Source organism: Phytobacter sp. V69 (genome assembly GCF_965644215.1).
In the GTDB taxonomy this organism is placed as follows: Bacteria; Pseudomonadota; Gammaproteobacteria; order Enterobacterales; family Enterobacteriaceae; genus Phytobacter.
Genome location: NZ_CBFFRL010000039.1, coordinates 10,469 through 30,845 on the forward strand (window position 1 = coordinate 10,469; position 20,377 = coordinate 30,845).

The following is a 20,377-nucleotide window of genomic DNA, read 5'->3' on the forward strand; positions in this document are numbered from 1 at the left end:
CGTACCCCTTAATTGCGACCGTATTAACCTGGCGCAAAGAAAATGATGCCGTTGTTCAGTCTATTACAAGCCTTTATCTAAACGTCTATACTCGCAGTTGCAAGCCGGAATCGCGGCGAAAGGATGCAAATCAATTATGGCTCACTCACATCTATTAGCAGAAAGAATTTCCCGCTTAAGCAGCGCGCTGGAAAAAGGTCTTTTTGAGCGTAGCCACGCTATTCGCCTGTGCCTGCTGGCCGCCTTAAGTGGTGAAAGCGTCTTTCTGCTCGGTCCGCCGGGCATCGCCAAAAGCCTGATCGCCCGCCGCCTGAAATTCGCCTTTAAAAACGCCCGCGCCTTTGAATACCTGATGACCCGATTCTCCACGCCCGAAGAGGTGTTTGGTCCTCTTTCTATCCAGGCGTTAAAAGATGAGGGGCGTTATGAACGTCTCACGCACGGCTATCTGCCGGAAGCGGAAATTGTGTTTCTGGACGAAATCTGGAAAGCCGGTCCGGCGATTCTGAATACGTTATTGACCGCCATTAACGAACGTCGCTTTCGTAACGGCGCGCTGGAAGAGAAAATCCCCATGCGCTTGCTGGTGGCAGCGTCGAACGAACTGCCGGAGGCTGACAGCAGCCTCGAAGCGCTGTATGACCGCATGTTGATTCGCCTGTGGCTCGATAAAGTGCAGGAGAAGAGTAATTTCCGCTCGATGCTTATCAGCCAGCAGGACGAAAGCAACAACCCGGTGCCAGCGGATCTGCAAATTAGCGATGAAGACTACGCGCGCTGGCAGCAGGAAATCGTGCAGGTGACGTTACCTGACGCCGTATTTGAGCTGATTTTCATGCTGCGCCAGCAGCTCGATAATTTGCCCAATGCGCCTTATGTCTCTGACCGTCGCTGGAAAAAGGCCATTCGTCTGCTGCAGGCCAGCGCCTTTTTCAGCGGACGCGACGCGGTTGCCCCGGTAGATTTGATCCTGTTGAAAGACTGCCTGTGGCACGACGCTGAAAGCATGCGTCTGATGCAAAATCAGCTGGAAATATTGATGACCGGGCACGCGTGGCAGCAGCAATCCATGCTGACGCAGTTGGGCGCGATTGCGCAGCGCAACATCCAGCTCCAGCAGCAGCACAGCGACAAAATCGCCCTCAAAGTGTCGCGCCAGGGCGGTATGTTCAGCCGTCGTCCGCATTACGACCTGCCCGAGGATCTACAGGACAACACGCTGACATTGCTGCTCCAGCAGCCGCTAAAATTGCATGATATGCAGGTCATTCATGTGACGATTGAACGCGCTGCGCTGGCCCTCTGGCTGACGAAAGGTGGGGAGATCCGCGGCAAGCTTAACGGCATTGGCTTCGCGCAGATCCTGAATCTCGAAGTCGACACCAGCCTGCATCTGTTGATTCGCGATATCAGCCTGCAGGGTTCCCGCCTTGCTTTGCCGGGTGGCACGGCGAAGCAGGTGCCGGAAGAGATAAAGCAGCAACTTGAAGCGCTGGATACCCTCTGGCACCAGCAGCACACCCGTTTTAGCGAACAGCAGAAATGCCTGTTCATCCCCGGCGACTGGTTAGGTCGCATTGAAGCCAGCCTGCAGGACGTCCGCGCGCAGATACAACAGGCGCAGCAATGCTGACACTGGATGCGCTGAATGCCCTGCTGACCATCAGTGAGGAGACGATAATTGAAGAGCTTATCGTCGCCTTGCTGGCCTCTCCTCAGTTGGCCATTTTCTTTGAGAAATTCCCTAAACTCAGGCATGTCATTACCGAAGATGTGCCGCGCTGGCGCGAAGCGCTGAAAAGCCGCCTGAAAGAGACCCAGGTCCCGCCGGAACTTACCGAAGAAGTGCTCTGCTATCAGCAGAGTCAGTTGCTTTCAACGTCACAGTTTATCGTCCAGTTGCCGCAAATCCTGACGCTGCTGGATAAGCTTCGCTCGCCGTTCGCCGCGCAGGCAAACGCCATGGTGACAGACAACCCGACCTTTACTCCCGCGCTGCATACGCTGTTCTTACAGCGCTGGCGGCTAAGCCTGGTGGTACAAACAACCGCGTTTAACCAGCAATTAATGGAAGAAGAGCGCGAACAGCTTCTCAGCGAAGTGCAGGAACGCATGACCCTAAGCGGCCAGCTTGAGCCGATCCTGATTGAAAATGAAAATGCCGCCGGGCGGCTATGGGATATGAGCGCCGGGCAAATCAAACGCGGTGATTACCAGCTCATCGTGAAATACGGTGATTTCTTAACGGAACAGCCGGAACTCAAGCAGCTCGCGGAGCAACTTGGGCGTTCACGGGAAGCCAAATCCGTTCCGCGCAAAGATGCGCCGATGGAAACCTTCCACATGCTGGTGCGCGAACCCTCTACCGTGCCAGAACAGGTTGATGGGTTGCATCAAAGTGACGATATCCTGCGCCTGCTGCCCCCTGAACTGGCAACGCTGGGCATCACCGAGCTGGAATACGAGTTCTACCGCCGACTGGTAGAAAAACAGCTCCTGACATACCGTCTGCACGGCGACGCCTGGCGGGAAAGGCTGGTGGAGCGCCCGGTGGTCCATCAGGATTTTGATGAGCAGCCGCGCGGGCCGTTTATTGTCTGCGTGGACACGTCCGGCTCGATGGGCGGGTTCAACGAACAGTGTGCAAAAGCCTTCTGCCTGGCACTGATGCGCGTTGCGCTGGCCGATAAACGCCGCTGCTACATTATGCTGTTTTCCAGCGAAGTCGTGCGTTACGAGCTGACCTGTCAGCAGGGGCTGGAACAGGCGATCCGCTTTCTGAGCCAGCGCTTTCGCGGCGGTACGGATTTAGCGAGCTGTTTTCGCGCCATTATTGAGCATATGCAGGGTGGGGAGTGGTATGACGCCGACGCGGTGGTTATCTCTGACTTTATCGCCCAGCGCCTGCCGGACGATGTGATCGGTAAGGTCAAGGAACTGCAGGCCGTGCACCAGCACCGTTTTCATGCGGTGGCGATGTCAGCACACGGAAAACCCGGCATCATGCGCATCTTCGATCATATCTGGCGCTTTGATACCGGGATGCGTAGCCGCCTGCTCAGACGCTGGCGGCGCTAATTACAGCAGTGAGCCAACGGTTTCACGAACCTGTGCAGGCCATACGCCACACTGAACCTGGCCGATGTGTGGCAGTTGCAGCAGCAGTACCGTTAAACGAGACTGGCCAATGCCGCCACCGATGGTTTGCGGCATATCGCCACGTACCAGCGCCTGATGCCAGTCGAGATGCAGACGATCTTCATCATCGGTGATTTTAAGCTGGCGTTTCAGCGCGTCAGCATCCACGCGGATCCCCATAGAAGAGAGCTCAAGCGCATCTTCCAGGACCGGGTTCCACACCAGGATATCGCCGTTCAGGCCGTGCAGCCCCATCTCACCTGGCGTACTCCAGTCATCATAATCCGGCGCACGTACATCGTGGCGCTCGCCATCGCTGAGCTTACCGCCAATGCCCATCAGAAAGACCGCGCCCAGCTCTTTAGCAATCGCGCGTTCGCGTCCTTTTGCGTCCAGCCCCGGATAACGGCTCAGCAGCTCTTCGCTGTGCACGAAGTGGATCTGCGCAGGCAGGAACGGCGTCAGACCAAATTCTTTGCTCACCGCCGCTTCGGTTTCTTTGATCCCGGCATAGATGGCTTCGACTGTGGATCTCAGTGTACCGGTGTGGCGATCGCCGTCGCCCAGTACGCGTTCCCAGTCCCATTGATCAACATAAACCGAATGGATAGGAGAGAGACGATCTTCATCCGGACGCAGGGCTTTCATGTGCGTGTACAGCCCTTCGCCCGCGCTAAAATCGTGTTGCCCCAGCGTCTGACGTTTCCACTTGGCCAGCGAGTGGACCACTTCAAATTGCGCATCCGGCAGGTTTTTGACTTTTACCTGTACCGCTTTTTCACAGCCCGACAGGTTATCCTGAGTCCCATCTCCTACGCGGCTGAGAATCGGTGCCTGAACTTCAACTAGCCCCAGTTTTTCTTCCAGCTGGCGGGAAAAATGCGACTTCACGAATACGATCTGACGTTGTTTGCTGATGTAAGCGGATTTCATTTTTTACGTCCTTTTCTCTGTCTGTTGCAAACAATTAAGCAACAAAATTCCCCCTTTATTCAATAATCAATAATAAAAAAGCCCGGCTTAGTTTTGATTCGTCAAAATGAACCGCTAAAATAGAACGAATCTTTATTCATCATAAGAAAAACCTATGGAAAATTATCAGATCGACAATCTGGACCGCGGCATCCTTGATGCATTAATGGCAAATGCACGTACCGCTTATGCGGAATTGGCCAAGCAATTCGGCGTAAGCCCAGGCACGATTCACGTTCGCGTGGAGAAAATGAAGCAGGCGGGCATTATTACCGGCGCGCGGATTGACGTCAGTCCCAAACAATTAGGTTATGACGTCTGCTGCTTTATCGGCATTATCCTCAAAAGCGCCAAAGACTACCCTTCTGCGCTGGCGAGGCTGGAAAGTCTGGAAGAGGTCACTGAAGCTTACTACACTACCGGTCACTACAGCATCTTTATTAAGGTGATGTGTCGCTCGATCGACGCCCTGCAACAGGTGCTTATCAACAAGATCCAAACAATTGATGAAATCCAGTCCACTGAGACACTGATCTCCCTGCAAAACCCCATCATGCGTACGATCCGTCCGTAACAGGGCGTTTTCTCCCACCGTCAATACCCATATTGTCCACAGGTAGATCCCAGTCCATTCACAGCGTACAATACGCCCCTCATAACCGGAGTGGACTTCATGGCAGATATTACGCTTATTAGTGGCAGCACCCTGGGTGGCGCGGAATACGTAGCGGAACACCTGGCGGAAAAACTGGAAGAAGCAGGTTTTACAACGGAAACCCTGCACGGTCCGTTACTGGAAGACCTGCCGCAGGAAGGCACCTGGCTGGTGGTGAGTTCTACCCACGGCGCAGGCGATCTGCCGGATAACATCCAGCCGTTTTATGACGATCTTAATGAACAAAAACCGGACCTGTCCGCCGTACGTTTTGGTGCGATTGGTATCGGCAGCCGCGAATACGACACGTTTTGCGGTGCCATTGAAAAAATCGAGGCTTCTTTAAAAGCCTGCGGGGCAAAACAGCTGGGTGAAACGGCGAAGATCAACGTCCTTGAGCATGACATTCCTGAAGATCCCGCTGAAATTTGGCTCGGATCCTGGATTAGTTTACTCAATAACGATTAAAGATCGTGCGATCGAGTGTGGATAACTATGCTTAAAAGCACTGATCAACCGGTAGTTATCCAAAGTATAACCGTCGCTTAGTTTTTGAGTTGTGCATAACTACCCATTCTGATCCCAGCTTATACGGACCTGGATCACCGATCATTCACAGCTAATGATCCAGGCTAACATCATGATCTTCATGTCAGGATCCGGGTTATCCACAAGCCTGGTCGATCCTAATAAGAGATCACAATAAAACAGATCTCTCTATATAAAGATCTTCTTTTTAATACCCGGGAGCCTGATGCTTTCTCACTGAGCTAAAGTTGAGTAGAATCCACGGCCCAGCATCAATCCACTTTCTAACCGCTTTACGCGAGGCAATACACCATGTTTTATCCGGATCCTTTTGACGTCATCATCATTGGCGGGGGTCATGCAGGCACTGAGGCCGCGATGGCCGCAGCGCGTATGGGTCAACAGACTCTGCTTTTGACACACAATATCGACACGCTGGGGCAAATGAGCTGCAACCCGGCTATTGGCGGTATTGGGAAAGGACACCTGGTAAAAGAAGTGGATGCTCTCGGCGGCCTGATGGCTAAAGCGATCGACCAGGCAGGTATTCAGTTTAGGATACTAAACGGCAGCAAAGGCCCGGCGGTGCGCGCTACTCGTGCGCAGGCTGACCGCGTGCTTTATCGTCAGGCTGTACGTACCGCGCTGGAAAACCAGCCTAACCTGATGATCTTCCAGCAGGCGGTTGAAGATCTGATCGTGGAAAACGATCGGGTGGTGGGTGCAGTAACCCAGATGGGACTGAAATTCCGCGCTAAAGCGGTTGTACTGACCGTCGGGACATTCCTCGATGGCAAAATTCATATCGGGCTGGACAACTACAGCGGTGGCCGTGCTGGCGATCCGCCGTCCATTCCGCTTTCTCGTCGCCTGCGTGAATTGCCGCTGCGCGTAAGCCGTCTGAAAACTGGCACCCCGCCGCGTATCGACGCCCGTACCATCGATTTTAGCGTTCTGGCGCAACAGCACGGCGATAATCCAATGCCAGTCTTCTCGTTCATGGGCAATGCAGCGCAACACCCACGTCAGGTGCCGTGCTACATCACCCACACCAACGAGAAAACTCACGACGTTATCCGTAATAACCTCGATCGCAGCCCGATGTACGCCGGCGTGATCGAAGGGATCGGCCCGCGTTACTGCCCGTCGATCGAAGACAAAGTGATGCGCTTTGCCGACAGGAACCAGCACCAGATCTTCCTGGAGCCGGAAGGACTGACGTCTAACGAAATTTACCCGAACGGTATCTCCACCAGCCTGCCGTTCGATGTGCAGATGAAAATCGTCCGCTCCATGCAGGGGATGGAAAACGCCAAAATCGTTCGTCCTGGTTATGCCATTGAGTACGATTTCTTCGACCCGCGTGACCTGAAACCGACACTGGAAAGCAAATACATCCACGGTCTGTTCTTCGCTGGGCAGATCAACGGCACCACTGGCTACGAAGAAGCCGCGGCCCAGGGGCTGCTGGCCGGTCTGAACGCCGCGCGTTCTTCTGCCGAGAAAGAGGGCTGGGCGCCGGCGCGTTCTCAGGCTTATCTGGGCGTGCTGGTGGACGATCTGTGTACGCTGGGTACCAAAGAACCGTACCGCATGTTTACCTCCCGTGCCGAATATCGCCTGATGCTGCGCGAAGATAACGCCGACCTGCGTCTGACTGAAATCGGCCGCGAACTGGGGCTGTTGGATGACGAACGCTGGGCGCGCTACAACGAGAAGCTCGAAAATATCGAACGTGAGCGTCAGCGCCTGAAATCCATTTGGGTGAACCCAACCTCAGAAAACGCGCCGGAAGTGAATAAAAACCTGACGGCACCGCTTTCGCGTGAAGCCAGCGGTGAAGATTTGCTCCGTCGCCCGGAGATGACCTACGAACAGTTGGTACAGCTGACCCCGTTTGTTCCTGGACTGAGCGACGAACAGGCGGCTGAGCAGGTTGAGATCCAGGTGAAATACGAGGGGTATATCGCCCGTCAGCAGGATGAAATTGAAAAGCAGCAGCGTAACGAGAATACGATCCTGCCTGCATCGCTGGATTATCGTCAGGTCAGCGGCCTGTCGAATGAAGTGATCGCGAAGCTAAACGATCACAAACCGGCGTCCATCGGACAGGCATCGCGTATTTCCGGGATCACGCCGGCGGCGATCTCCATTCTGCTGGTCTGGTTGAAAAAACAGGGTATGCTGCGCCGCAGCGCGTAACTCCTTGAACATTGCCCGGTGGCGCTGCGCTTACCGGGCCTGCCGAACCCCATGGGGCGGGTTAGCGAAGTGCCACCCGCCACTTAAGCATCTCAACAGGTATATTCTCTGTGCTCAATAAACTCTCTCGTCTGCTCGATGAAGCCGGTATTTCGCTCACCGATCACCAGAAAAATCAGCTGGTGGCCTATGTCGAACTGCTCCACAAATGGAACAAGGCATACAACCTGACTTCTGTACGTGACCCGAACGAGATGCTGATCCGCCATATCCTCGACAGCATTGTGGTTGCACCGCACTTGCAGGGTGAGCGGTTTATCGATGTCGGTACGGGGCCGGGCCTGCCGGGGATCCCGTTATCCATTGTCCTTCCGGATGCACACTTCACCCTGCTGGATAGCCTGGGTAAGCGCGTACGTTTCCTGCGCCAGGTTCAGCATGAGCTTCACCTGACGAACGTCACCCCGGTGCAGAGTCGTGTAGAGGATTTCCCTGCCGAGCCGCCTTTTGATGGCGTCATCAGCCGGGCATTCGCATCATTGAACGATATGGTGAGCTGGTGCCATCATCTGCCGGGAGCACACGGGAAGTTTTATGCACTTAAGGGTTTGATTCCGAATGATGAAATCGCGACTTTGCCTGCGGAATTTTCGGTGGAATCTATCGTCAAATTAGCCGTTCCTCACCTTGAGGGCGACCGTCATCTTGTGGTCATTAAGGCAAACAAAATTTAATTTTTATAAAAAAATGTAGAATTCGTGCTGTTTTCTGAATGTTAAAAAACGGCGTAAAAAACAGTGATACGTTCGGTTACATTTAACGCATATTTCACTTTGTTTTTTCTAAGTTTTAACGCCGCTCTTTTGCTTAACCCTTAAAATAGTCAACTGCGAAAATATCAGCCTGCTAAAAATCGGCTGGTGCACGAATTGATGAATGTTAAATGATTACGATAAATGTCAATGAAAGGTTTTTATTGTATATCGAGCTGTTTTAAAAAGAGTTGTCAGTAATCATATTGAATATCAAAAAGATGAAAAGACTCAAATTACCTACGGCGATATTTTGGCGAGCGCATAAATGTTCAATTTGTGATCTGGTGCACGCTTTAGCAGCAGGTGTTTCGCGTTATTTGACGTTTTGCCCAATGGTTCACAGTTTCACTAAAAGTTGAAAAATAGCGCCCGAGAAAATTATTTAAACATTTATTCACGTTTTCGCTACTTATTGTTTGAAATCACGAGGCCGCACCGTATAATTTGACCGCTTTTTGATGCTTGACTCCGGGCCTTAAAGAACGTTTTATACGACACGCGGCCTACCTCGAAGTGAGCAGGAGTTAAAAGTGATGTCTGTGTCGCTCTTGGGTCGAAATGTTGCTCGCAGACTTCTGCTTATTCAGTTCCTGGCGGTAATAGCAAGCGGATTGCTGTTCAGCCTCAAAGACCCCTTCTGGGGCACTTCCGCCGTGTGCGGCGGTATGGCAGTCTTTCTGCCAAATATGTTGTTTATGATTTTTGCCTGGCGTCATCAGGCGCATACACCTGCTAAAGGCCGAGTGGCCTGGTCCTTCGCCTTCGGCGAAGTGTTCAAGGTGCTAGCAACATTCGTGTTGCTGGTGATGGCGCTGGCGGTTTTAAAGGCGGTGTTTTTACCGCTGATAGTCACGTGGGTTTCGGTGCTGGTTGTTCAGATACTGGCACCCGCTGTAATTAACAACAAAGGGTAAGAGGCATCATGTCTGCAGGAGAAATCTCAACACCGCAGGAGTACATAGGCCACCATCTGAATAACCTTCAGATTGACCTTCGTACGCTTTCGCTGGTGGATCCGCATAACCCCCCGGCCACCTTCTGGACTCTCAACATTGACTCCATGTTTTTCTCGGTGGTTCTGGGTCTGTTGTTCCTGGTGATGTTCCGTAGCGTAGCCAAAAAGTCCACCAGCGGCGTCCCGGGGAAATTCCAGACCGCGATTGAGCTGGTTATTGGTTTTGTCCACGGTAGCGTGAAAGACATGTACCAGGGCAAAAGCAAGCTTATCGCGCCACTGGCCCTGACGATTTTCGTCTGGGTATTCCTGATGAACCTGATGGATTTACTGCCTATCGATTTGCTGCCGACCATCGCTGAAAAATACCTTGGTCTACCTGCTCTTCGCGTAGTGCCGTCCGCAGACGTGAACATCACCCTGTCGATGGCGTTGGGCGTATTTATCCTGATTCTGTTCTACAGCATCAAAATGAAAGGCCTGGGTGGTTTTGCTAAAGAGCTGACACTCCAGCCGTTCAACCACCCGGTGTTTATCCCGGTCAACCTTATCCTGGAAGGTGTTAGCCTGCTGTCCAAACCGGTTTCTCTCGGTCTGCGACTGTTCGGCAACATGTACGCCGGTGAGTTGATCTTCATTCTGATTGCTGGTCTGTTGCCGTGGTGGTCACAGTGGATTCTGAATGTGCCATGGGCCATTTTCCACATCCTGATCATTACGCTGCAAGCCTTCATTTTCATGGTTCTGACGATCGTCTATCTGTCGATGGCATCTGAAGAGCATTGATTTTTAACAACACTACTACGTTTTAACTGAAACAATCTGGAGACTGTCATGGAAAACCTGAATATGGATCTGCTGTACATGGCTGCCGCTATTATGATGGGTCTGGCGGCAATCGGTGCTGCGATCGGTATCGGCATCCTCGGTGGGAAATTCCTGGAAGGCGCAGCGCGTCAGCCAGATCTGATTCCTCTTCTGCGTACTCAGTTCTTTATCGTTATGGGTCTGGTGGACGCAATCCCGATGATCGCTGTAGGTCTGGGTCTGTACGTGATGTTTGCTGTCGCGTAGTAAGGGTTGCTTTTTACAGCAAGTATTTAGAACGTTAACCAGATAAGAGGCATTGTGCTGTGAATCTAAACGCAACAATCCTCGGCCAGGCCATCGCGTTTGTCCTGTTCGTTCTGTTCTGCATGAAGTACGTGTGGCCACCATTAATGGCAGCCATTGAAAAACGTCAGAAAGAAATCGCTGACGGTTTGGCTTCTGCAGAACGAGCTAAGAAGGATTTGGACCTTGCACAGGCCAATGCGACCGACCAGCTGAAAAAAGCGAAAGCAGAGGCTCAGGTCATCATTGAGCAGGCGAACAAACGCCGCGCTCAGATCCTGGACGAAGCTAAAGCTGAAGCCGAGCAGGAACGCACTAAAATCGTGGCGCAGGCGCAGGCGGAAATTGACGCCGAGCGTAAACGTGCTCGCGAAGAGCTGCGTAAACAAGTGGCTCTGCTGGCTGTTGCCGGCGCCGAGAAGATCATCGAGCGTTCCGTGGATGAAGCTGCTAACAGCGACATCGTGAATAATCTGGTCGCTGAACTGTAAGGAGGGAGGGGCCGATGTCTGAATTTGTAACGGTAGCTCGCCCCTACGCCAAAGCAGCTTTTGACTTTGCTGTCGAACACCAGGGTGTTGATCGCTGGCAGGATATGCTGGCGTTCGCGGCCGAGGTGACGAAAAACGAACAGATGGCAGAGCTTCTCTCCGGTGCTATTGCACCGGAAACGCTCGCCGGGTCGTTTATCGCAGTCTGTGGGGAGCAACTTGACGACAATGGTCAGAACCTGATTCGGGTGATGGCAGAAAATGGTCGTCTTAAAGTGCTCCCTGATGTTCTTGAGCAGTTTGTTCAATTGCGTGCAGCCAGCGAGGCTATCGCAGAAGTCGAAGTGACCTCTGCGACCGCACTGAGTGAAGAACAGCTTTCGAAAATCAGCGCCGCGATGGAAAAACGTCTGTCACGCAAAGTTAAGCTGAATTGCAAAATCGATAAGTCTGTAATGGCAGGTGTTATCATCCGTGCGGGTGATATGGTCATTGATGGCAGCGTCCGCGGCCGTCTTGAACGCCTCGCAGACGTCTTGCAGTCTTAAGGGGACTGGAGCATGCAACTGAATTCCACCGAAATCAGCGAACTGATCAAGCAGCGCATTGCTCAGTTCAATGTTGTGAGTGAAGCTCACAACGAAGGTACTATTGTTTCTGTAAGTGACGGTGTTATCCGCATTCACGGTCTTGCCGACTGTATGCAGGGTGAGATGATCTCCCTGCCGGGTAACCGTTACGCTATCGCACTGAACCTGGAGCGCGACTCCGTTGGTGCAGTTGTGATGGGTCCGTATGCTGACCTCGCCGAAGGCATGAAGGTCAAGTGTACTGGTCGTATTCTGGAAGTTCCGGTTGGCCGTGGCCTGCTGGGTCGCGTGGTGAACACCCTGGGTGCACCAATCGACGGTAAAGGTCCGGTTGATAACGATGGCTTCTCGCCAATCGAAGTTATCGCCCCGGGCGTTATCGAACGTCAGTCCGTCGATCAGCCGGTACAAACCGGTTATAAATCCGTTGATGCCATGATCCCAATCGGTCGTGGTCAGCGTGAACTGATCATCGGTGACCGTCAGACCGGTAAAACCGCGATGGCAATCGATGCGATCATCAACCAGCGCGATTCCGGTATTAAATGTGTGTACGTGGCTATCGGCCAGAAAGCGTCCACCATTTCTAACGTGGTTCGTAAACTGGAAGAGCACGGCGCACTGTCCAACACCATCGTTGTGGTGGCGACTGCGTCTGAATCTGCTGCACTGCAATACCTGGCACCCTACGCCGGTTGCGCAATGGGCGAATACTTCCGTGACCGCGGTGAAGATGCGCTGATCGTATACGATGACCTGTCTAAACAGGCTGTTGCTTACCGTCAGGTTTCCCTGCTGCTCCGTCGTCCGCCAGGACGTGAAGCATTCCCGGGCGACGTATTCTATCTCCACTCTCGTCTGCTGGAGCGCGCATCCCGCGTTAATGCTGAATACGTTGAAGCTTTCACCAAAGGTGCTGTGAAAGGTAAAACCGGTTCTCTGACCGCGCTGCCAATCATTGAAACCCAGGCGGGTGACGTTTCTGCGTTCGTTCCGACCAACGTAATTTCTATTACCGATGGTCAGATCTTCCTGGAAACCAACCTGTTTAACTCCGGTATTCGTCCGGCGGTTAACCCGGGTATCTCCGTATCCCGTGTGGGTGGTGCTGCTCAGACCAAGATCATCAAGAAACTGTCCGGTGGTATCCGTACCGCGCTGGCACAGTATCGTGAGCTGGCTGCGTTCTCGCAGTTTGCATCCGATCTGGATGAAGCAACCCGTAAACAGCTGAGCCATGGTCAGAAAGTGACCGAGCTGCTGAAACAGAAACAGTATGCCCCTATGTCTGTTGCACAACAGGGCCTGGTGCTGTTCGCGGCTGAACGCGGTTACCTCGAAGATGTGGAACTGGCGAAAATCGGTAGCTTCGAAGCCGCTCTGCTGGCTTACGTTGACCGTGATCACGCTCCGCTGATGCAAGAGATTAACCAGTCCGGTGGCTATAACGACGAAATCGAAGGCAAGCTGAAAGGCATCCTCGATTCCTTCAAAGCAACCCAGTCCTGGTAACGTCTGGCGGCTTGTCTTAGGACAGGCCGCAAGCATTGAGGAGAAGCTCATGGCCGGCGCAAAAGAGATACGTAGTAAGATCGCAAGCGTCCAGAACACGCAAAAGATCACTAAAGCGATGGAGATGGTCGCCGCTTCCAAAATGCGTAAATCGCAGGATCGCATGGCGTCCAGCCGTCCATATGCAGATACCATGCGCAAAGTGATCGGTCACCTTGCGAACGGTAATCTGGAATATAAGCACCCGTACCTGGAAGAACGCGACGTTAAACGCGTGGGCTACCTGGTGGTGTCGACCGACCGTGGTCTGTGTGGTGGCTTGAACATTAACTTGTTCAAAAAAGTGCTGGCGGATATGAAAGTCTGGTCCGATAAAGGCGTTCAAAGCGATCTCGCGATGATCGGCTCTAAAGGCGTGTCTTTCTTTAATTCCGTAGGTGGCAACGTCGTCGCTCAGGTAACCGGTATGGGGGATAACCCTTCCCTGTCCGAACTGATCGGCCCGGTAAAAGTCATGTTGCAGGCTTACGACGAAGGTCGTCTGGACAAGCTTTATATTGTCAGTAACAAATTTATCAACACCATGTCTCAGGTTCCGACTATCACTCAGTTGCTGCCGTTACCGGCTGCAGAAGATGAAGAGTTGAAGCGTAAATCCTGGGATTATCTGTATGAGCCTGATCCAAAAGCGCTGCTGGATACTCTCCTGCGTCGTTATGTGGAATCTCAGGTTTATCAGGGTGTTGTTGAAAACCTGGCCAGCGAGCAGGCCGCACGTATGGTGGCGATGAAAGCCGCGACCGACAATGGCGGCAGCCTGATTAAAGAGCTGCAGTTGGTATACAACAAAGCTCGTCAGGCCAGCATTACTCAGGAACTCACCGAAATCGTCGGTGGTGCATCCGCGGTATAACCAGGTTAATTCGTAGAGGATTCATGATGGCTACTGGAAAAATTGTCCAGGTAATCGGCGCCGTGGTTGACGTCGAATTCCCTCAGGATGCCGTACCGCGCGTGTACGATGCTCTTGAGGTAAACAATGTTAACGAGAGCCTGGTGCTGGAAGTTCAGCAACAGCTCGGTGGTGGTATCGTACGTACCATCGCCATGGGTTCTTCCGACGGTCTGCGTCGTGGTCTGGAAGTAAAAGACCTCGAACACCCGATCGAAGTCCCGGTAGGTAAAGCAACCCTGGGTCGTATCATGAACGTCCTGGGTCAGCCGATCGACATGAAAGGCGACATCGGTGAAGAAGACCGTTGGGCGATTCACCGCGCAGCACCGTCCTACGAAGAGCTGTCCAGCTCTCAGGAACTGCTGGAAACCGGTATCAAAGTTATCGACCTGATGTGTCCGTTCGCTAAGGGCGGTAAAGTCGGTCTGTTCGGTGGTGCGGGTGTAGGTAAAACCGTAAACATGATGGAGCTGATCCGTAACATCGCGATCGAGCACTCCGGTTACTCCGTGTTTGCAGGCGTGGGTGAGCGTACTCGTGAGGGTAACGACTTCTACCACGAAATGACCGACTCCAACGTACTGGACAAAGTGTCCCTGGTTTACGGCCAGATGAACGAGCCACCGGGAAACCGTCTGCGCGTTGCACTGACCGGCCTGACCATGGCGGAGAAATTCCGTGACGAAGGTCGCGACGTACTGCTGTTCGTCGATAACATCTATCGTTACACCCTGGCCGGTACAGAAGTATCTGCACTGCTGGGTCGTATGCCTTCAGCGGTAGGTTATCAGCCGACTCTGGCGGAAGAGATGGGCGTTCTCCAAGAACGTATCACCTCCACCAAAACCGGTTCTATCACCTCCGTACAGGCGGTATACGTACCTGCGGATGACTTGACTGACCCATCGCCAGCCACAACCTTTGCTCACTTAGATGCAACCGTGGTACTGAGCCGTCAGATCGCGTCTCTGGGTATCTACCCGGCCGTTGACCCGCTGGACTCCACCAGCCGTCAGTTGGATCCTCTGGTGGTTGGTCAGGAACACTACGACACCGCGCGTGGCGTACAGTCCCTGCTGCAACGTTATCAGGAACTGAAAGACATCATCGCCATCCTGGGTATGGATGAACTCTCAGAAGAAGACAAACTGGTGGTAGCACGCGCGCGTAAGATCCAGCGCTTCCTGTCCCAGCCGTTCTTCGTGGCAGAAGTATTTACCGGTTCTCCGGGCAAATACGTCTCCCTGAAAGACACCATCCGTGGCTTTAAAGGCATCATGGAAGGCGAATACGATCATCTGCCAGAGCAGGCGTTCTACATGGTCGGTTCTATCGACGAAGCCGTGGAAAAAGCCAAAAAACTTTAACGCCTTAATCGGAGGGTGATATGGCAATGACTTACCACCTGGACGTCGTCAGCGCAGAGAAACAAATGTTCTCTGGTCTGGTCGAAAAAATCCAGGTAACGGGTAGCGAAGGTGAACTGGGTATTTACCCGGGCCACGCCCCGCTGCTCACCGCCATTAAGCCTGGTATGATCCGCATCGTTAAACAGCACGGTCATGAAGAGTTTATCTATCTGTCAGGCGGCATTCTTGAAGTGCAGCCTGGTAGCACGACCGTTCTGGCTGATACGGCAATTCGTGGACAGGATCTCGACGAAGCGCGTGCGCTGGAATCGAAACGTAAAGCCGAAGAGCATATTAAGAGCTCTCACGGCGACGTGGATTACGCTCAGGCCTCTGCCGAACTGGCGAAAGCTATTGCGAAACTGCGCGTTATCGAGTTGACCAAAAAAGCGATGTAACACCGGCTTAAAGTCAAAAAGCCAGTCTGATTATCAGGCTGGCTTTTTTTATGGGCAAAATCTGTACTTTTATTGATTATGCAAATGACTTAACCGGGACTTTATTTACTCGTAAAAAAAAGAGCAAAAACATCGCCATGCTCACAATTCAGAGGCTTTAAGTTCCTTTTTTGCAGACAAAGACCCGTGTAAAACCGGGAAAAATGCCCTAAATTACGCTTTGGTGAGGCAGGTCGCGCATTTTACTTTCTTACCATTTCGCGTTGAAAAAAATGTAGAATTTTCAAGGTGAAACAGTAAAACTTCCATTCAAATTACAGTCAGGACGCGTATGTTGAACACGAAAATGAGTGTGGTGATCCTTGCCGCGGGCAAAGGCACACGCATGTATTCCGATCTTCCGAAGGTGCTGCACACCCTTGCAGGGAAAGCGATGGTTCAGCATGTCATTGATGCGGCTAACAATATTGGCGCCGATCATGTGCACCTTGTCTATGGACACGGCGGCGATCTGTTAAAACAAACACTGTCTGACGACAAACTCAATTGGGTGTTACAGGCCGAGCAACTGGGTACCGGGCATGCGATGCAGCAGGCTGCACCGTTCTTTGCCGACGATGAAGACATCCTGATGCTTTATGGCGATGTGCCGCTGATTTCTATCGACACCCTTACCCGCCTGCGCGAAGCCAAGCCGCAAGGAGGCATTGGCCTGCTGACCGTTAAGCTCGACGATCCAAGTGGATACGGTCGTATCACGCGTGAGAACGGTAACGTGACAGGCATCGTTGAACATAAAGATGCAACCGACGAGCAGCGTCAGATTCAGGAAATTAACACCGGTATTCTGATCGCTAACGGCGGCGATATGAAACGCTGGCTGAGTCAGCTCACCAATAATAATGCGCAGGGTGAATATTACATCACCGATATCATTGCTCTCGCGTATCAGGAAGGCCATGAAATCGCTGCCGTCCATCCGCAACGCCTGAGTGAAGTGGAAGGCGTGAACAACCGCCTCCAGCTCTCTCGCCTCGAACGCGTGTACCAAACTGAGCAGGCAGAAAGATTACTGCTCGCCGGCGTTATGCTGCGCGATCCGGTACGTTTCGATCTGCGTGGAACGCTGAGCCATGGGCGGGATGTTGAGATTGATGCTAACGTGATCGTTGAAGGTGACGTTACACTCGGCAACCGCGTCAAAATTGGCGCGGGCTGTGTCATCAAAAACAGCGTGATTGGTGATGACTGCGAAATCAGCCCTTATAGCGTGGTGGAAGATGCCACGCTTGAAGCCGCGTGTACGATCGGTCCCTTTGCTCGCCTGCGTCCAGGAGCGGAACTGCTGGAAGGTGCGCATGTGGGCAACTTCGTTGAGATGAAAAAGGCGCGTCTGGGCAAAGGCTCAAAAGCGGGTCATCTGACTTACCTCGGCGATGCTGAAATTGGCGACAACGTGAATATCGGCGCGGGCACCATCACCTGTAACTACGATGGCGCCAACAAACACAAGACCATTATTGGCGATGATGTGTTTGTCGGGTCCGATACCCAGCTGGTGGCGCCGGTAAGCGTGGGCAATGGCGCAACCATTGCCGCAGGAACAACGGTTACCCGTAATGTTGCCGATAACGAATTAGTTTTAAGCCGTGTGCCGCAGGTTCATAAAAAAGGCTGGCTGCGTCCGGTAAAGAAAAAGTAAAAGATTTACCCCTCACCCTAACCCTCTCCCCAAAGGGGAGAGAGGATCGTTTGGTGTGGTGTGTATCTCCCTCGCCCCTTTGGGGAGAGGGCCGGGATGAGGGGATAACATAATCCCCCGCCCGATAGGCAGTACCATAAAAATAACCCCACTCTCTACAAGGCTCGGGGCGCCCAAAAAGGGCATTACCCAAAGGATTTCGCGTTGTGGCAAGGCGGCAAATGCGTGAGGCCATGGGCGCTTACTGATGTAAGTGACCGTGGCGAACACATGCAGCCAACGCAGTTACAGCGTGAAAGACAAAGGGTAAATACAGGTCAGCGACAACGCATGGCATAACGCCATAATCAGGAAATCTAACTATGTGTGGAATTGTTGGCGCAGTTGCGCAGCGTGATATTGCTGAAATCCTTCTGGAAGGCTTACGTCGTCTGGAATACCGTGGTTACGACTCTGCCGGTCTGGCAGTGGTTGATGCAGAAGGTCATATGACCCGTTTGCGTCGTCTCGGTAAAGTACAGATGCTGGCTCAGGCTGCGGAAGAACATCCGTTACACGGTGGTACTGGTATTGCTCACACCCGTTGGGCAACACATGGCGAACCGTCAGAAGGCAACGCACACCCGCATGTGTCTGAACACATCGTTGTAGTACACAACGGCATTATCGAAAACCACGAACCGCTGCGCGAAGAACTGAAAGCGCGTGGCTACACGTTCGTGTCTGAAACCGACACCGAAGTGATTGCTCACTTAGTGCACTGGGAGCTGGCGCAAGGCGGTACGCTGCGTGACGCTGTACTGCGCACTATCCCGCAGCTACGTGGTGCATACGGTACGGTAATCATGGATTCCCGCGATCCGAGCACGCTGCTGGCGGCGCGTTCCGGTAGTCCGATGGTCATCGGTCTGGGTATGGGCGAAAACTTTATCGCTTCCGATCAGTTGGCACTGCTGCCGGTCACCCGTCGTTTTATCTTCCTCGAAGAGGGCGATATTGCTGAGGTTACCCGCCGTAGCGTAAGCGTGTTCGATAAAGCTGGCGCGCCGGTTAAGCGTCAGGAGATCGAATCCAATCTGCAATATGACGCAGGCGACAAAGGCGCTTACCGTCACTACATGCAGAAAGAGATCTACGAACAGCCGAACGCGATTAAAAACACCCTGACCGGGCGTATCAGCCACGGTGAAGTGGATTTAAGCGAGCTGGGTTCGCAGGCGAATGAGCTGCTGAGCAAGGTCGAGCACATCCAGATCATTGCCTGCGGGACGTCATACAACTCCGGTATGGTTTCCCGCTACTGGTTTGAATCGCTGGCGGGTGTGCCCTGTGATGTGGAAATTGCCTCCGAATTCCGTTACCGCAAATCCGCTGTACGCCGCAATAGCCTGATGATTACGCTTTCTCAGTCTGGCGAAACGGCAGATACCCTGGCGGGTCTGCGCTTGTCTAAAGAGCTGGGGTATCTGGGCTCGCTGGCCATCTGCAACGTTCCGGGTTCCTCACTGGTGCGTGAATCCGACCTGGCCATCATGACCAATGCGGGTACAGAGATTGGCGTGGCTTCAACCAAAGCCTTTACCACTCAGTTAACCGTGCTGCTGATGCTGGTGGCGAAGATGAGCCGTCTGAAAGGGCAGGATGCGTCTGTCGAGCATGACATCGTCCATGCACTGCAGACGCTGCCGAGCCGTATTGAACAGATGCTGCCGCAGGATAAACGTATTGCGCAGCTGGCTGAGGGATTCTCCGACAAGCATCACGCCCTGTTCCTTGGCCGTGGCGATCAGTATCCGATCGCGCTGGAAGGCGCGCTGAAGCTGAAAGAGATTTCCTATATTCATGCGGAAGCCTATGCCGCAGGCGAGCTGAAACACGGCCCGCTGGCGCTGATTGATGATGACATGCCGGTCGTCGTTATTGCTCCGAACAACGAACTGCTGGAAAAACTGAAATCCAACATTGAAGAAGTTCGCGCGCGTGGCGGTGTCCTGTATGTCTTTGCCGATCAGGATGCAGGTTTTGTCAGCAGTGATACCATGCATATCATTGATATGCCACACGTTGATGAAGTTATTGCGCCTATCTTCTACACCGTTCCGCTGCAGCTGCTGGCCTATCACGTTGCGCTGATTAAAGGCACCGACGTGGATCAGCCGCGTAACCTGGCAAAATCGGTTACCGTGGAATAAGGACGTAAAGACGTCATAACGCATAAAAGAGGTTGCCTGATGGCAGCCTCTTTTTTTTCAGGATGAAAATGAATCTGTTGAAACGCATCGTCGGGCGCAAATTTTTGGCACTCATCGACTATTGCCAAAAGGTGGAGGTGGGGATATCCGGCCGTAAGATGGCGCAGGTAAAACAGTTGGCAGAAGACTTTCAGGAGATGCCGAAGGCTTACTATGTTGGCGTGGCGACGTATTTCGGCAGCGTCACGGTGATGTTTTATGCATTGCTGTTGAGCGATGTCGGTCTGGCTATTGCGCTTAAACCTGTGGTCGGCGGCTGGGGTGTTATCGCAGGTGTTGTTGTGTGTGCTCTGCTGGTGGTGGCGCTATTAAGATTCGACAAAGGGAGTACGTTATCCCTGAGACTGTTTTTAGCCGTCTGGTCACTGTTATGCGTTTGCAATGTGCTGGTGGCAGGATGGCTGCTGTTCGCCCCTTTTTCGTGGCTAAGTGTGGGATATTGGGCGGGAAGTTCACTTCTCTTATGGCTTGCGCGCCAGGTCATGAACGCACCGGAACTGACAAAGCTGACACAGTGGCGTGTGTCGCTCAGAATAGCTCAGTATCGACGCCAGGCATTGACGCAATCAAAGCGTAAATGAATTGATCTACGGCTACTTTTTCTCGCTTTTAGTTAGATAGTGTCGTCACGAGGATAAAAATCATTGATAATAGGGCCTTCTAATCAGAAGGCCCTATTATCATGACTAT

The 20,377-nt window shown here is 52.7% G+C and carries 19 protein-coding genes; 18 read left to right on the forward strand and 1 reads right to left on the reverse strand.

Translation table 11 applies throughout. The features are described from left to right. The first annotated feature begins 136 nt into the window (after window positions 1-136). Together ravA and viaA are read left to right on the forward strand one after the other, a co-directional pair. Window positions 137-1,633, forward strand: a complete 1,497-nt coding sequence (gene ravA, locus ACSZPU_RS07815) for an ATPase RavA (protein WP_498997236.1) — start codon at window positions 137-139, stop codon at window positions 1,631-1,633. Then, entirely contained in the window at window positions 1,627-3,078 is a 1,452-nt protein-coding gene (viaA, locus tag ACSZPU_RS07820; protein WP_498997238.1) for an ATPase RavA stimulator ViaA, read from the forward strand. The genes ravA and viaA overlap by 7 nt, the downstream gene beginning before the upstream one ends. Here viaA and asnA read toward each other — a convergent pair whose 3' ends face one another. Continuing rightward, window positions 3,079-4,071, reverse strand: coding sequence for an aspartate--ammonia ligase (gene asnA, locus ACSZPU_RS07825; RefSeq protein WP_498997239.1), 993 nt, complete (start codon window positions 4,069-4,071; stop codon window positions 3,079-3,081). Between the two features lie 154 nt (window positions 4,072-4,225). On the opposite strand from asnA, the gene asnC reads away from it, so the two are divergent. The 16 genes from asnC (at window position 4,226) to ACSZPU_RS07905 (ending at window position 20,268) form a co-directional block, all read left to right on the forward strand. Beyond that, complete coding sequence (gene asnC, locus ACSZPU_RS07830; RefSeq protein ID WP_039079997.1) at window positions 4,226-4,684, forward strand: transcriptional regulator AsnC; 459 nt, start codon at window positions 4,226-4,228, stop codon at window positions 4,682-4,684. A 99-nt stretch (window positions 4,685-4,783) separates the two neighbouring features. Further along, window positions 4,784-5,233: an FMN-binding protein MioC gene (gene mioC, locus ACSZPU_RS07835; RefSeq protein WP_498997242.1), complete on the forward strand. Its 450-nt coding sequence runs from the start codon at window positions 4,784-4,786 to the stop codon at window positions 5,231-5,233. Window positions 5,234-5,605: 372 nt separating this feature from the next. Continuing rightward, the gene (mnmG, locus tag ACSZPU_RS07840) at window positions 5,606-7,495 is read left to right on the forward strand and encodes a tRNA uridine-5-carboxymethylaminomethyl(34) synthesis enzyme MnmG (protein ID WP_498997244.1); all 1,890 of its coding nucleotides are present in this window, start codon (window positions 5,606-5,608) and stop codon (window positions 7,493-7,495) included. A gap of 110 nt (window positions 7,496-7,605) precedes the next feature. Then, window positions 7,606-8,229, forward strand: a complete 624-nt coding sequence (gene rsmG, locus ACSZPU_RS07845; protein WP_498997247.1) for a 16S rRNA (guanine(527)-N(7))-methyltransferase RsmG — start codon at window positions 7,606-7,608, stop codon at window positions 8,227-8,229. 614 nt (window positions 8,230-8,843) lie between these two features. Continuing rightward, window positions 8,844-9,224: a F0F1 ATP synthase subunit I gene (gene atpI, locus ACSZPU_RS07850; protein WP_498997250.1), complete on the forward strand. Its 381-nt coding sequence runs from the start codon at window positions 8,844-8,846 to the stop codon at window positions 9,222-9,224. Between the two features lie 8 nt (window positions 9,225-9,232). Beyond that, window positions 9,233-10,051, forward strand: a complete 819-nt coding sequence (gene atpB / locus ACSZPU_RS07855; RefSeq protein WP_498997251.1) for a F0F1 ATP synthase subunit A — start codon at window positions 9,233-9,235, stop codon at window positions 10,049-10,051. 48 nt (window positions 10,052-10,099) lie between these two features. Then, window positions 10,100-10,339, forward strand: a complete 240-nt coding sequence (gene atpE / locus ACSZPU_RS07860) for a F0F1 ATP synthase subunit C (RefSeq protein ID WP_004393045.1) — start codon at window positions 10,100-10,102, stop codon at window positions 10,337-10,339. A 59-nt stretch (window positions 10,340-10,398) separates the two neighbouring features. Further along, complete coding sequence (gene atpF / locus ACSZPU_RS07865; protein ID WP_498997254.1) at window positions 10,399-10,869, forward strand: F0F1 ATP synthase subunit B; 471 nt, start codon at window positions 10,399-10,401, stop codon at window positions 10,867-10,869. A 14-nt stretch (window positions 10,870-10,883) separates the two neighbouring features. Then, complete coding sequence (atpH, locus tag ACSZPU_RS07870; RefSeq protein WP_498997255.1) at window positions 10,884-11,417, forward strand: F0F1 ATP synthase subunit delta; 534 nt, start codon at window positions 10,884-10,886, stop codon at window positions 11,415-11,417. A 12-nt stretch (window positions 11,418-11,429) separates the two neighbouring features. After that, window positions 11,430-12,971 carry a F0F1 ATP synthase subunit alpha gene (gene atpA / locus ACSZPU_RS07875; protein WP_498997258.1) on the forward strand — a complete coding sequence of 514 codons (1,542 nt, stop codon included), beginning with the start codon at window positions 11,430-11,432 and terminating at the stop codon, window positions 12,969-12,971. A gap of 49 nt (window positions 12,972-13,020) precedes the next feature. Continuing rightward, the gene (gene atpG / locus ACSZPU_RS07880; protein ID WP_494237609.1) at window positions 13,021-13,884 is read left to right on the forward strand and encodes a F0F1 ATP synthase subunit gamma; all 864 of its coding nucleotides are present in this window, start codon (window positions 13,021-13,023) and stop codon (window positions 13,882-13,884) included. Between the two features lie 26 nt (window positions 13,885-13,910). Then, window positions 13,911-15,293 (forward strand): F0F1 ATP synthase subunit beta, encoded by a 1,383-nt coding sequence (gene atpD, locus ACSZPU_RS07885; protein ID WP_498997261.1) that lies wholly within the window; start codon window positions 13,911-13,913, stop codon window positions 15,291-15,293. Between the two features lie 20 nt (window positions 15,294-15,313). Next, on the forward strand, window positions 15,314-15,733 hold the full coding sequence (locus ACSZPU_RS07890) for a F0F1 ATP synthase subunit epsilon (protein WP_498997263.1): 420 nt from the start codon (window positions 15,314-15,316) through the stop codon (window positions 15,731-15,733). A 331-nt stretch (window positions 15,734-16,064) separates the two neighbouring features. After that, window positions 16,065-17,435, forward strand: coding sequence for a bifunctional UDP-N-acetylglucosamine diphosphorylase/glucosamine-1-phosphate N-acetyltransferase GlmU (gene glmU / locus ACSZPU_RS07895; protein ID WP_498997265.1), 1,371 nt, complete (start codon window positions 16,065-16,067; stop codon window positions 17,433-17,435). A 362-nt stretch (window positions 17,436-17,797) separates the two neighbouring features. Then, window positions 17,798-19,627 (forward strand): glutamine--fructose-6-phosphate transaminase (isomerizing), encoded by a 1,830-nt coding sequence (gene glmS, locus ACSZPU_RS07900; protein WP_498997267.1) that lies wholly within the window; start codon window positions 17,798-17,800, stop codon window positions 19,625-19,627. Window positions 19,628-19,695: 68 nt separating this feature from the next. Further along, a complete protein-coding gene (locus ACSZPU_RS07905; RefSeq protein ID WP_498997270.1) occupies window positions 19,696-20,268 on the forward strand; it encodes a hypothetical protein in 573 nt (190 codons plus the stop codon). Window positions 20,269-20,377: the final 109 nt, after the last annotated feature.

Bases quoted from the DNA above. Each gene is read 5' to 3' on its own strand.
- ravA (WP_498997236.1), top strand. From the start codon at position 137: ATGGCTCACTCACATCTATTAGCAGAAAGAATTTCCCGCTTAAGCAGC.
- viaA (WP_498997238.1), top strand. From the start codon at position 1,627: ATGCTGACACTGGATGCGCTGAATGCCCTGCTGACCATCAGTGAGGAG.
- asnA (WP_498997239.1), bottom strand. From the start codon at position 4,071: ATGAAATCCGCTTACATCAGCAAACAACGTCAGATCGTATTCGTGAAG.
- asnC (WP_039079997.1), top strand. From the start codon at position 4,226: ATGGAAAATTATCAGATCGACAATCTGGACCGCGGCATCCTTGATGCA.
- mioC (WP_498997242.1), top strand. From the start codon at position 4,784: ATGGCAGATATTACGCTTATTAGTGGCAGCACCCTGGGTGGCGCGGAA.
- mnmG (WP_498997244.1), top strand. From the start codon at position 5,606: ATGTTTTATCCGGATCCTTTTGACGTCATCATCATTGGCGGGGGTCAT.
- atpI (WP_498997250.1), top strand. From the start codon at position 8,844: ATGTCTGTGTCGCTCTTGGGTCGAAATGTTGCTCGCAGACTTCTGCTT.
- atpB (WP_498997251.1), top strand. From the start codon at position 9,233: ATGTCTGCAGGAGAAATCTCAACACCGCAGGAGTACATAGGCCACCAT.
- atpE (WP_004393045.1), top strand. From the start codon at position 10,100: ATGGAAAACCTGAATATGGATCTGCTGTACATGGCTGCCGCTATTATG.
- atpH (WP_498997255.1), top strand. From the start codon at position 10,884: ATGTCTGAATTTGTAACGGTAGCTCGCCCCTACGCCAAAGCAGCTTTT.
- atpA (WP_498997258.1), top strand. From the start codon at position 11,430: ATGCAACTGAATTCCACCGAAATCAGCGAACTGATCAAGCAGCGCATT.
- atpG (WP_494237609.1), top strand. From the start codon at position 13,021: ATGGCCGGCGCAAAAGAGATACGTAGTAAGATCGCAAGCGTCCAGAAC.
- atpD (WP_498997261.1), top strand. From the start codon at position 13,911: ATGGCTACTGGAAAAATTGTCCAGGTAATCGGCGCCGTGGTTGACGTC.
- ACSZPU_RS07890 (WP_498997263.1), top strand. From the start codon at position 15,314: ATGGCAATGACTTACCACCTGGACGTCGTCAGCGCAGAGAAACAAATG.
- glmU (WP_498997265.1), top strand. From the start codon at position 16,065: ATGTTGAACACGAAAATGAGTGTGGTGATCCTTGCCGCGGGCAAAGGC.
- glmS (WP_498997267.1), top strand. From the start codon at position 17,798: ATGTGTGGAATTGTTGGCGCAGTTGCGCAGCGTGATATTGCTGAAATC.
- ACSZPU_RS07905 (WP_498997270.1), top strand. From the start codon at position 19,696: ATGAATCTGTTGAAACGCATCGTCGGGCGCAAATTTTTGGCACTCATC.